Annotated in this window: 14 protein-coding genes; 8 read left to right on the plus strand and 6 right to left on the minus strand. The window is 56.4% G+C overall.

What is annotated here, in order from left to right:
- Window positions 1-117: 117 nt before the first annotated feature.
- Together ACR0J4_RS18930 and ACR0J4_RS18935 are read left to right on the plus strand one after the other, a co-directional pair.
- Window positions 118-405 (plus strand): I78 family peptidase inhibitor, encoded by a 288-nt coding sequence (locus tag ACR0J4_RS18930; RefSeq protein WP_170379547.1) that lies wholly within the window; start codon window positions 118-120, stop codon window positions 403-405.
- A gap of 61 nt (window positions 406-466) precedes the next feature.
- Window positions 467-2,119 carry a Y-family DNA polymerase gene (locus tag ACR0J4_RS18935; RefSeq protein WP_170643725.1) on the plus strand — a complete coding sequence of 551 codons (1,653 nt, stop codon included), beginning with the start codon at window positions 467-469 and terminating at the stop codon, window positions 2,117-2,119.
- Between the two features lie 16 nt (window positions 2,120-2,135).
- Here the strand turns inward: ACR0J4_RS18935 and ACR0J4_RS18940 are convergent, their stop codons facing one another.
- Complete coding sequence (locus tag ACR0J4_RS18940) at window positions 2,136-2,861, minus strand: SDR family NAD(P)-dependent oxidoreductase (RefSeq protein ID WP_170493021.1); 726 nt, start codon at window positions 2,859-2,861, stop codon at window positions 2,136-2,138.
- A 228-nt stretch (window positions 2,862-3,089) separates the two neighbouring features.
- On the opposite strand from ACR0J4_RS18940, the gene ACR0J4_RS18945 reads away from it, so the two are divergent.
- Genes ACR0J4_RS18945 through ACR0J4_RS18965 form a run of 5 tightly spaced genes read left to right on the plus strand, consistent with a single transcriptional unit; the run spans window position 3,090 to window position 7,296 of the window.
- Window positions 3,090-4,421 carry an FAD-dependent oxidoreductase gene (locus ACR0J4_RS18945; RefSeq protein WP_170643726.1) on the plus strand — a complete coding sequence of 444 codons (1,332 nt, stop codon included), beginning with the start codon at window positions 3,090-3,092 and terminating at the stop codon, window positions 4,419-4,421.
- Complete coding sequence (locus ACR0J4_RS18950) at window positions 4,405-4,920, plus strand: hypothetical protein (protein ID WP_480668778.1); 516 nt, start codon at window positions 4,405-4,407, stop codon at window positions 4,918-4,920. The genes ACR0J4_RS18945 and ACR0J4_RS18950 overlap by 17 nt, the downstream gene beginning before the upstream one ends.
- The gene (locus ACR0J4_RS18955) at window positions 4,920-6,143 is read left to right on the plus strand and encodes an MFS transporter (protein WP_170643728.1); all 1,224 of its coding nucleotides are present in this window, start codon (window positions 4,920-4,922) and stop codon (window positions 6,141-6,143) included. The genes ACR0J4_RS18950 and ACR0J4_RS18955 overlap by 1 nt, the downstream gene beginning before the upstream one ends.
- Window positions 6,140-6,757, plus strand: a complete 618-nt coding sequence (locus ACR0J4_RS18960; RefSeq protein WP_170643729.1) for a DUF3833 domain-containing protein — start codon at window positions 6,140-6,142, stop codon at window positions 6,755-6,757. Before ACR0J4_RS18955 ends, ACR0J4_RS18960 begins: the two co-directional genes overlap by 4 nt.
- Window positions 6,754-7,296 carry a DUF3833 domain-containing protein gene (locus ACR0J4_RS18965; protein WP_170643730.1) on the plus strand — a complete coding sequence of 181 codons (543 nt, stop codon included), beginning with the start codon at window positions 6,754-6,756 and terminating at the stop codon, window positions 7,294-7,296. The genes ACR0J4_RS18960 and ACR0J4_RS18965 overlap by 4 nt, the downstream gene beginning before the upstream one ends.
- 744 nt (window positions 7,297-8,040) lie before the next feature.
- Here ACR0J4_RS18965 and ACR0J4_RS18970 read toward each other — a convergent pair.
- The 5 genes from ACR0J4_RS18970 to ACR0J4_RS18990 form a co-directional block, all read right to left on the minus strand.
- The gene (locus ACR0J4_RS18970; RefSeq protein ID WP_170555283.1) at window positions 8,041-8,220 is read right to left on the minus strand and encodes a hypothetical protein; all 180 of its coding nucleotides are present in this window, start codon (window positions 8,218-8,220) and stop codon (window positions 8,041-8,043) included.
- A gap of 94 nt (window positions 8,221-8,314) precedes the next feature.
- Window positions 8,315-8,695 carry a hypothetical protein gene (locus ACR0J4_RS18975; protein WP_170643732.1) on the minus strand — a complete coding sequence of 127 codons (381 nt, stop codon included), beginning with the start codon at window positions 8,693-8,695 and terminating at the stop codon, window positions 8,315-8,317.
- A 52-nt stretch (window positions 8,696-8,747) separates the two neighbouring features.
- Window positions 8,748-9,419: a hypothetical protein gene (locus ACR0J4_RS18980; RefSeq protein WP_480668779.1), complete on the minus strand. Its 672-nt coding sequence runs from the start codon at window positions 9,417-9,419 to the stop codon at window positions 8,748-8,750.
- Between the two features lie 275 nt (window positions 9,420-9,694).
- Complete coding sequence (locus tag ACR0J4_RS18985; RefSeq protein ID WP_170555277.1) at window positions 9,695-9,937, minus strand: glycine zipper 2TM domain-containing protein; 243 nt, start codon at window positions 9,935-9,937, stop codon at window positions 9,695-9,697.
- Window positions 9,938-10,139: 202 nt separating this feature from the next.
- Window positions 10,140-10,394, minus strand: coding sequence for a helix-turn-helix domain-containing protein (locus ACR0J4_RS18990; RefSeq protein ID WP_170555276.1), 255 nt, complete (start codon window positions 10,392-10,394; stop codon window positions 10,140-10,142).
- 228 nt (window positions 10,395-10,622) lie between these two features.
- On the opposite strand from ACR0J4_RS18990, the gene ACR0J4_RS18995 reads away from it, so the two are divergent.
- Complete coding sequence (locus ACR0J4_RS18995) at window positions 10,623-10,880, plus strand: hypothetical protein (RefSeq protein ID WP_170555274.1); 258 nt, start codon at window positions 10,623-10,625, stop codon at window positions 10,878-10,880.
- The last annotated feature ends 479 nt before the right edge of the window (window positions 10,881-11,359 follow it).

Below are 11,359 nucleotides of genomic sequence, written 5' to 3' on the forward strand. Positions count from 1 at the left end.
CAGTCTTGTTTGACCCGACCCTGCGTCAAATGCAGGGTGTTTTCAACTCCACTTTCATGGCAGATTGGCTAAACATTTGATATTGCAGAAACGACATTGTCATACTGGGGAACGCCAATGCACCGATTTATCCCGATCCTGATCCTTCTGGCCGCCTGCGCCGAAACCTCTACATTGGATGGAGCAGACCTTGCGCCCGAGGCTGCGCCTGTCGATCTGGCCTTCTGCAAAGGCGATCCTTTTGCGGATTCCATCGGCCAGCCGGTTTCGACCATTCAGGCCAGCCTGCCCGAGCGCGCGCGGGTGTTGGGACCCAATGACATTGCGACACAGGACTATCGCATCGACCGGCTGAATGTCTTCGTGAACGGTGCGGGCATCATTCAGCGCCTGACCTGCGGGTAAGCGTGGACTCCGGCGCTGATTCTCGGATAAGAACAAAATGGGAACATTTTGATGTCTGCCGATGCCAAAACGCCGAATACTCTCACTCTGGTTTCCCCGTCTGGGGGCTGAACGGCTGATCCGCGCCGCGCGGGGGCTGCATGTCGGACCTTTGGCCGTGGTGGCCGAGCAGTCGAACATGCAGGTGATCACCTCTCTGAACGCGGAAGCTCAGGCCGCCGGGCTGCAGGTGGGTCAGCCGGTGCGCGATGCCCATGCCATGTGTGCGTCCCTGATCACGCGGCACCGCAATGCCCCGGCCGAGGCCGCGTTCCTGACCGCGTTGCGCCGCTGGGCAGGCAAGTTCAGCCCTTGGGTCGCCGAAGAGACTCCGGACGGGCTGATCGTTGATCTCTCGGGCTGCGCGCATCTGTTTGGTGGGGAAGAGGCGTTGTTGCGCGTGCTTGAGGTCGACTGCGCCGATATGGGCCTGAGCGTGCAGATGGGCATTGCAGACACGCTGGGCGCGGCCTGGGCGCTGGCGCGCTATGCCGGGCAAGAGGCCATATCCGACCGCAACGGCGACGCCATCAGTCAAGAGGCCCGCGCCACCCGGGCCCGAGCCAGCAAGCGACGACACTGGACCAAGGGCGGGGCCGCACCGCAAGTGGTGGCCTTGGGCGGCGGGGCGCGGATCGCAGCCCCGGGGCAGTCTTATGGGGCGCTTAGCCCACTGCCCATCGCAGCACTGCGGCTGGAGGATCAGGTGGTCGCGCAGCTGAACCGTCTGGGCCTGCGCCGGATCGGGGACCTGCTGGGTCAACCGCGCGCCTCCCTCGCCCGCAGGTTTGGGCGGGGGCTGGTCTTGCGGCTGGATCAGGCGATGGGCAGCGCGCCCGAGCCGGTCTCTCCGGCCCGCCCTCCGCATCACTTCGCGGTGCGGATGACTCTGCCCAATCCGATTGGGTTGGTCGAGGATGTGATGGCCGCCATCGACCGGGTTCTGCCGACGCTGTGTGCCAAGCTGGAAGAAAAGGGCCGCGGCGTCCGGACCCTGCGGCTTGAGGCCCATCGCGCAGATCAGGCGGCCGAGGTCATCGAGGTTGGGCTGGCCCGGCCAACTCATGACAAACACCGCATTCGCCCTTTGTTAGAGATAAAAGTCGACAAGATCGACGCGGGCTATGGCATTGACATGCTGCGGCTTGAGGCGGTGCAAACGGAACCCATCCACGCCCGCACCATTGCCGGTCATGCCGAGGCCCGCCGTGTGGCCCGCAACCGGCTTGAGGGCAACACCGCCGTCGAAGACCTTATGGCCAAGTTGGGCGCACGGGTGGGGCTAGAGGTCATTACAAGGCGTCACCCCGCGGCATCGCATATCCCCGAGAAAACCGCGCAGGTGCTAGCGGCAGCATGGTCCGAACCGGCGCGAGACTGGCCTGCGCCGCCACGCCCGCGCCCCCTGCAGATGTGGCAGCCCGAGCCGGTGATGGCCCCGGAAACCCCGGATGTGCCCTCCGCCTTTCGCTGGCGCGGGCGTGATTGGCAATTGGCACAAGCCACCGGCCCGGAACGGATCGCGCCGGAATGGTGGCTGGATGACCCCAACTGGCGCAGCGGTGTGCGCGATTACTGGGTTGTGGTGACCGAACAGGGGGAGAGGCTCTGGCTGTTTTATGGGCACGGCGGCACCATGTCCGCAGGCTGGTTCTGCCAGGGGCAATTTGGCTAGACGCTATAATTAGGGTCTATTTTCCACGATAAATCAGGATGTCGGGCAGATAGTCCAGCAACCGGATCACCCAGGAAAACGGGGCCGGAAAATCAGTACGGAACCGGCGGCGCGACATCGCTTTGATCACACGCTCTGCCGCGTCTTCGGCCGACATCAGCATGGGCATCTTGAAATTGTTCTTCTCGGTCAGGCGGGTTTTGATAAAGCCAGGATTGACGATCCGAACCGTCACGCCCGTACCCGCCAGATCAAACCGCATGGTCTCGGCCAGCGAGACCAGCGCCGCCTTGCTAGCTGCATAGCCCACCGCCGCAGGCAAACCGCGATAGCCCGACAAAGAGCCGATCAGAGTGATATCCCCGCGTCCGGCGCTCACGAAGCCCGGCACGGTTTCACCCAACACCCGAAGGGCACCGGTGTAGTTCACGTCGGTCATCGACAAGACCGCCTCGGTATCCCAATCACCGGTGCGCATAGGCTCATAGGCTCCGGCGTTGTAGACAAGACCATCGACCTCTCCGACTTCAGCCACGGCACGGCGCACGGCCTCAAGGTCGGTCACGTCAAAAGGCACCGCACGCGCATTGGGAAGGGTTGCGCAGATCTCGGCCAGCCGATCCGCATTGCGCGCCGACAGGACAAGATGCGCGCCGCGCTCGCTTAGCCCTTGGGCCAAAGCGCGCCCGAGCCCTTCGCTCGCGCCTACAATCCAATACGTCTTTCCTTCGAAACCGGTCATGCCTGCCCCAACGTGGAACCACGAAACAACGCCCCATGCGCGGTTACGGTTCTGCTTCAGCTATCATGTATATTTTACGACCAAGCCAACCGGTCGGATCATCCCCAGCTGAGTGAATTTTGCCACGAAGTCACAATATAGTGCGTTGGGAAATATAATCTAACCTGATTGATCCGCGTCAGAACCTGCTACGTATCCCTAGATAAATGTCGCACTTAAGGGGATCACATGTTCGACGAAACGCGAGGCGAGCGCAAGAAAATCGCAGTCATAGGTGCAGGCATTTCAGGACTTTCCGCAGCTTACTACCTTTCAGAACTGCACGATATTACCGTTTACGAGGCCGAGCCGCGCCTTGGCGGGCATGCCCGAACAGTGATGGCGGGTAAGAACGGAGACCAGCCGGTCGATACCGGCTTTATCGTCTTCAACTACGCGACCTACCCCCACCTGACCAAGCTGTTTGATGAGCTGAACGTCCCCGTTGAGAAAAGCGAGATGAGCTTTGGCGCGACCATCGACAATGGTCGTATTGAATACGGGTTGAACACGCTGCGCACTCTGACAGCCCAGAAACGCAACCTGCTGCGCCCGTCTTACTACAAGATGATCTCGGACATTCTGCGCTTCAGTAAAGAGGCCCCGGATGCCGCGAAGGATGATGACACAACCATCGGAGAACTGGTGGACCAGATGCGTCTGGGTCATTGGTTCCGCCACAACTACCTCATGCCGATGTGCGGCGCGATCTGGTCTACGCCGGTTGAGTTTGTGGATCAGTTCCCGGCCCGCTCGCTGGTGCAGTTCTTCCGCAACCATGCACTGCTGGCCAGCGGCCGCGCCAACCAGCATCAGTGGTACACAGTCAAAGGCGGAAGTATCGAGTATGTGCGCCGAATCGATGCCGCGCTGCGGTCGCGCGGATGCGACATCCGTCTGGCGGCTCCGGTAGATCACGTACAGCGTCATGAGACCGGCGTCACGGTCACCAGCCAGGGCGACGCCGATCAGTTTGACGAGATCATCCTTGCGACCCACTCGGACCAATCGCTGGCCATTCTGGGCAACAACGCTACGGCGGATGAGGCCGCGGCCCTTGGCGCGATCCGTTATCAGCCCAATCACGCGATCCTGCATTGTGACGAAAGCCAGATGCCAAAGCGGCGCGCCTGCTGGTCCAGCTGGACCTATCGCTCACAAGCCGGGGATGTCGGTGTTACCTATTGGATGAACCGCTTGCAGAACATCCCGGACAGCGATCCGCTCTTTGTATCGTTGAACGCCTCTTCGCAAATTGACGAGGACAAGATTTATGACCAAGTCGAGTTCGCCCACCCGGTTTTCGACAAAGCCGCGCTGAAAGCGCAGGGGCAAATTCGCGACATGCAGGGACAAAATCACACCTGGTACGCCGGAGCTTATAACCGGCACGGGTTCCACGAAGACGGGATCGCCAGCGCGATGCATGTCGTCGACCGCTTGCGCGGCGCCCCGCACATAACCGGAGCTTACAATGGCATTCTTGAAAAAGATCCGGCCATCCATGTGGCCGCCGAATAAATCCACTTTGCGCGCGGCGCTGCTGTCGATCGCCTTACTGTCGAGTGGTGGGGCAGTGGCGTCGCCTCTGTCCAACGAACTGAGTGATCCCAAGCTTTTAGGCAGCTCGACATTTAGGTTCTTGGGCCTGCCTGTCTATGACGCCAAGCTATTCACGCCTGCTGGAGCGGCATTCAATTGGACCGAGGATTTCGGGTTGCAACTGACTTATCGAAAAAACCTCGCACAAAAGGCTCTTGTAGAGTCGACGCTGGATGAGATGGCAAGGCAAGGCAACCCTGCACCGACAAAAGCCCAGCTAGAATCCTGTTTTCAAGCGGTCAGCAAAGGTGACAGCTATCTGGCCATATCCGAAGGACCTAACAAAGTCGGGTTTTGGCGCAATGGTGCACAAACCTGCACGCTAACCAACTCCGGCATCAAGAAATCGTTCATGTCGATTTTTCTTGGCGACAACACTCGATCCGCCAGTTTTACACGGCAGTTGAAGGGACAGTGATGCTGTATCCCCGGGTCAGCCTTTATGCGCTGATGCTCGCTGCGGCGGGTATCCCGCTCTATATTCACCTGCCGCGTTTTGCGGCGGTGAATTTGGGCATTGGCCTTGGGGTGATCGGAACCGTGCTGCTGGTGATCCGGCTGGTCGATCTGGTGCAAGACCCGCTGATCGGCTGGGCCATCGACCGCTGGCCAGGCGCGCAGCTGCTGTTTGCAGCTCTGGCGGCGCTGGGGCTGGCGGTCGGGTTTCCGCTGCTGTTCGGCCTGCCGGATGGGGCAAGCGTTGGCGCGCTGGTCGTCATCCTCGTACTTCTGTTTTCGGCCTACAGCCTGGGCACCATCCTGCTCTACGGTCGCAGCGCAACTTTGGCCAAACAGGCCGACCCGCAAGAGTTGATGCGCCTCGCCGCCTTCCGCGAAGGCGGGCAACTGACCGGCGTCGTTCTGGCCGCCAGCGCTCCGGCCCTCTTCGTTGCTTTCGGCGCTCAGGGACAGGGCTATCCCGCCTTTGGCCTGTTTCTGGGCGCGCTGGCGTTGCTAACCCTGATCGTCACCATACCAATGTGGCGACGCACGCCGATCACGGGCGAGGGCATCTCGTTCACCGCGCTCGGACAATCCGGCGCCCTCCGCCTGCTGGTTCTGGCGCTGATCAACAGCCTGCCGGTCGCTCTGACCGCCACGCTGTTTCTGTTCTTCGTCGAGGACAAACTGCAGCTTTCCGGTATGGCCGGCCCATTACTGATCCTGTTCTTCCTGAGCGCCGGGGCTAGCGTGCCCCTCTGGGCGCGACTCAGCAATCGGATCGGCCCGAAACAGACGCTGATGATCGCCATGCCGCTTGGCATCGCTTCCTTCATCGGCGCGGCCACCCTCTCGGCCGGAGAGCTGGCCGCCTTTGCCGTGATCTGCCTTGCCTCGGGCGCAGCGGCAGGGGCGGATATCGTGATCCTGCCCGCCATGTTTTCCGTGGTGCTGACACGCGCGGGGCTGAATGCCTCGGCCGCGTTTGGCATCTGGTCTTTTGCTGGCAAGCTGGGCCTCGCGCTCGCTGCCTTTTTCACCCTGCCCCTGCTGGAACGCAGCGGCTTTTCACCCGGTCAAGCCAACTCGACACAGGCTCTAAACACGCTCACATTCGCCTATGCCCTGCTGCCCTGCATCCTGAAGCTGGGCGCATTCGGGATGGTCTTGACTCTGCCTACGGAGGTCCCAGCCAAATGAATACGCTTGTTGTGATTTTGCTCGCCATCCTCTTTATCGTGGCGGTCAAAAGACGGTTCCTGAGCTTTCGCTCACAATCCCCGGCTGACTATTCGGGAACGGGACCGGAGTTTTCTCTGACCAAACACCTGAACGGAGATATCCTGTCCGAAGGGCTGATCTACGGCCCCAATGGCAAGATGTCGAACAGCTTTGTCGCCCGCATGGTCGGCGAATGGGACGGAAACACGGGCACCTTGGCCGAGTGGTTCACCTATTCGAACGGCAAACAGATGACCCGAAAGTGGTATCTGACAATGGGAACCGGCAACACCTTCACGGCCACGGCAGACGATATCGTCGGTGAGGGCAAGGGCGTGATCTCGGGCTCGACCGTCAAGCTGTCCTACCGGATCATCCTGCCCGAAGACGCTGGAGGACACACGCTGGACGTGACTGATTGGATGTACCTGACCGAAAACGGAGCGATCATGAACCGCTCAGAGATGCGTAAATTCGGCCTCAAGGTGGCGGAATTGGTGGCAACGATGCGCCGAGCGCCCGAGGTGCATACCGCGCATGTGCCCGGAGCAAACGGTTATGATGCAGATGCTGAAAACAGGCCGCTGCAATGACCCGGTTGCGTTTTCTGATCTCACTGGTCGCAATCGCCAGCCTGACGCTGCTCGCGGCCTGCTCAGCCAAGCCACGGGTGCCCAAAAGCTTTCTGTCCGACCGGCAGCTGAACCTCGAAGAGTTCTTCGAAGGCAAGACCGTGGCCTATGGTCAGTTCCAGGACATTCTGGGCAATGTGCCGCGCCGTTTCACGGTTGAGATCGACGGCACCTGGAACGGAGAAACCCTGACCCTGATCGAGGATTTCGTCTACGATGACGGCGCAACCGAACAGCGCATCTGGACCCTAACCAAAACCGGCGAAGACACCTGGACCGGCACGGCTCCGGGTGTTCTTGGTGTGGCCGAAGGGATCGAGCGCGGCGATACCTTCAACTGGAAATACAAGATCGACCTGCCAATCAAAGAGGGCACTATGCGGGTCAGTTTTGACGACTGGATGTGGCTTCTGGAAGAGGACCGTCTGCTGAACCGCGCCTATGTTTCGCGTTTTGGCGTCCGTATAGGCGAGGTCATCCTGTTCTTCGAGAAACTGTGACGGCCAGACGGGGCCTCGGCGCGCTGATCTGGCTGCTCCGCCCTGTCGCGTTCATAGAAGATAAACTCATCAACCCAACCGAATATCTTGTTCGACTCGGGCTGACGCGACTCAGAGGGCGGTGGCGCGGCCTTGGCCTTCACTTGAGCACGCTCGACCTCGGCCCACAAGAAGAACAACCCGCGTCGGGTGCCGTTGAGATGTTCAGGTATTTTTACCCACACCACCTGTGAGGAATTTCCGGATTTCTGCTCGATTTTTGCCCCCGGGTTTCTAACGCCCTTTAGCCAAACGATAGCAAATGTTGCTGAATCTGCCAATTTTTTCGAATCGCGCAAGCGGAAATCCACTCGAAAGTCGCCATTGAACACGCTTGAATATAAATGGAAATTTCACAAGCAACCAAAGGTGGTGTCACTGACCGGCACCTCTACCTCAAGCGCTTCCCGTTTTGGCGGAATCAAAACCGATCCACAAAAACCTGGCATTGACGCACAAGTGTTTCGCTTGGATACAAGTCTCCCACCATTAGCGAAAAGCACTCTTATCCATTCCTTCGATCTCTCTGAATGTCAGTAACCCGCCTATGAATGCCAAATAGAGGGAGTTCTAGACATGCCAGGACCAGAACCCGGAATCGTTTGGATAGAGGAATGGGACGGGCGGCTGCTCGCCATGTTTTAATGCTACTTTTGGAGCGGAAAAGCCCGTTAAAGAGCTTTCCCTTTGATATCCGCGTGAGTCTCAAAACACCAAATATTGATGGAAGTCGCCAGCAACAAAGGCCGAAAATGCGACCACAAAACCCGATACATAGTCTGTCAGCTTAATCTGGCGCTTCTTTGGGTGGAGGGTCCACTCTGCCCACTTCTTGTAGTCGTCGTTCAGTTCAACATACGCGCCACGCTTCATCGCTACCACCATTCTCACTGTCAAAGCTGTACTGTTATTGGTTTGGAAACATTGTCAGAACGAGCCTTAATCAAGCAGAAGCGTCTTGTTCATGCAGCGTTAATATTCACTGACTTAGTGGACCAGTCGAACTTGCCGATTGACGCAACCTAAGCCGAGTAAAGTCCCAACCAAACACGACAAAAGGCCCGCCAGCGCGAACGATGTCAGCGACATGCTCTGCCTGCTTTGTCGCGGGTAGCTTCTTCAACTCATCCAGAACCACACCCTTGTCATGCTCTGTGCCTCTGATGGCGTCTCTGGCTTCCTGTGTGACGCCCTCTGCGCGGGAAACAGCGCGCTGAACTGTACGTGCGTCTACGCCCGCCACATCAGCCGTTTCCGAGGCAAATTCGCTCGGGCGATCACCCTGGGGTTTTGCGACAACTTGTCGTGAAACGGAATGCGCCTCCCAAAGTTCTTTCCTCTTGGCTAGATGCTCAGCCATCTGCGTCAGGGTTAAGGTAGCGCGAACCTCCCGCAATTGTTGATATTTTCGGTTAAAAGGTTTGCCTACTCAAATCATTCAGTTCATCAACGACGAGACTTAGCGCTTTAAGAAGTTGATACTTCAGTGTCACCTGAGCACTGAGAATCTTCTTTGTTTCTTCCAAAGCTGAAATCAGTGCATCAGCTCTAAGTTCTTCTTCCTTATATATTTTTGTGAACTTCGATTTCAGCCCTTCCACATCTTTCTGTGACTGTTTGAAGACGCTCTCGCAGTGTCCGAACAGATTGGCAAGAGAGACTTTTGACGTCTCCCGTTTGCATTTTGCCTGAGCCTTTTCGAGCTTCATGGAATCCGTGATGTACAAATGGTTTATCTTCGCCGTTCCGTTTAGTGCTTCTTTCTTTCTTGCCTTCGCTTCTTTGATGTCGGCCTCAACACTTTTTAGCAGTTCTTGTGTAGTATTGAGAGACGCATCAGCCGCAAAGTTCATGTCCAAAAAAAGCGAATGCACAGGTCGAAGGTCTTTCTTTGTGACAAGGGGCAGAAAAATTTCGTCTCCTGCTGTTACGTCCGTGTACTTCTTGCGGGTCTTCCGAATTTTGGCGTTGAATGTTGCTTTGAAAATCTTTTCGACGTCCGCGCCGGGAAATTTGTGTTTGGTAACTGCGGAGAGCATCGTCTCTCCTTTGCCGAGCTTGTATTTTTTCACGGGTAGCTTCATGGTCACAATTCTCTCTTTTTTTAATTTTTTCAATAAATTATAAAGGGACCCGAACAATAAGGGCACCTGGATCTTGCTTTTCTTCAAAGGAAGGAGGCGCGCCCAGCCACAAGCGCGCCCCAGTCCAACAGGGAGGAGAAAAACTTGCGTTCTCAAATACACCAACGCTAGTTCATCAATGTGTTAGTTATGGATGGATCTGTCGAGGAGTGCAGTGAAGTTGGTCACGCAAGCCATAAATTTCCGTAGCGCAGGTCCCCTCTGGCTGCTCGTTGCTAGTTGCAAGCTGATTGACCAGCATACATCCCTAGTCCAGCACCTGCTGCTGTTGCTAGCGTCTTGCCTGATCCACCACCAAACCGATTTCCAACTACCCCGCCAAGGGCCGCGCCGCCAAGGACACCCGCCGCGCACCGTGCGTCATGCTGTGCTTGGGCCTGCGTTGGAGTTGTCGGCGCTCCGCAAGCAGCCACGAGTAGAGAGCCGCCAAGAACGCACGCCATCAATGTCTTCTTCATCTCGATTGCCTCTCAAACTATCGAATTGGTTGTCTGAGTAGGTGGCTCCTTGTCGTCTGTCGTACAAGGCTTCAAAGTTGGTGTGACTACGAGTTAACCAAATCTTAACAAATAGACCTGAAGGAAACTCCTCGACCGACAAGCTGCCTGCTTCGAGTTTTAATTCTCATTTGGAAAGGCTGTCTGAGGGCTAAACCGCCAACTATTCCTTCACCAACACCACACCGACCCCGTTGGCCGTATCGCCCTCGTCGACGAATTGGATGCCTTGGGCTTCGAATGCAGCTCGAATTGCTTGCGCAGTTACCTTTCTACCGCCTATCGGACCGTCGCTTGTCTCAAGTCTGGCTATAGTGGGGTAGGACACACCTGACCTTTCTGCCAAGTCCACTTGAGACCAAGCTAAAAGAGCCCTAGCGGCTTTGATTTGCCTAATTGATAGAATTACTATTGACATTTGATCTGTCCGTTATGATATGATTTCTATCAATACCATAACCGGAGGAAACAGCAATGACTGAACAACGCGTTTGCGCGAACCATAGCGCTCAACCTGAATTCTTCACGGCTGACCATCGAGACTTGGCTACAAGCTGCGTTTAGTCTCTGAGGTTCGCTAAGAGCTTTGGCTCGATCCCAAAAGGTTTGAGCGCGCGCGTGTGTGTCAGCGTTTTGAGGTTGCGCAATGGATGGCAAAAGAGAAAACGCTAGCAAGCTAGCCAAAACAATACGCTTCAATGCAAGGCTCCGTTTAAAACACGCCATCCTTCGCATGCTTAAGCGGAACTTGGAAAATGTATTCCGAATTTATCTTTTGGATGCTCTATTCGTGGAATTTGAAGCAGACTGGTGGACGGTTCAAAAAGCTTTTGTCTGGATTTCTACTGAAAAAAACGGGCCTCTTGCCGTTGGCGTCTCCGAAGCAAAGCGAGCCAACCGGTAGGGCCAAATTTGGTACTGTTGCAGGTCACGGAGAGCCAGATTGAAATCGCGTCGTTTGTTAGTCCAACCAAAAGTCATCCAGGTTTTCCCTACTCTCCAACTTGCATTTGAGGTCGAACGGAATTGTTCTGGGCCATTTGTTTATGAACTAATGTTCTACCCTTGTTCTCATGTGGTTCAAGGCAAGAATTTAGAGCTTTGTCCCCCATATGTCCCCTAGCACGGCAACGCAGCACCAATTGGCTCGCGTACACCTTCTAAACGCCAGCTTCAATCCACTGTTTTAAAACGGAAAAAAGTGGTGAGCCGTGCAGGATTCGAACCTGCGACCCACTGATTAAAAGTCTTATTATCTCATTTTCGGTAGCATTTTAGCCAATTCGATTGAACAGTATATTCTATTAAATAACAGAAGCTTTAGCGTGCAGAGGTTTCTTAAAGACCCTTCCTAATTCTCCGCACTTTGCTTACCTTGTGCTT

Source organism: Ruegeria sp. B10 (genome assembly GCF_056539825.1).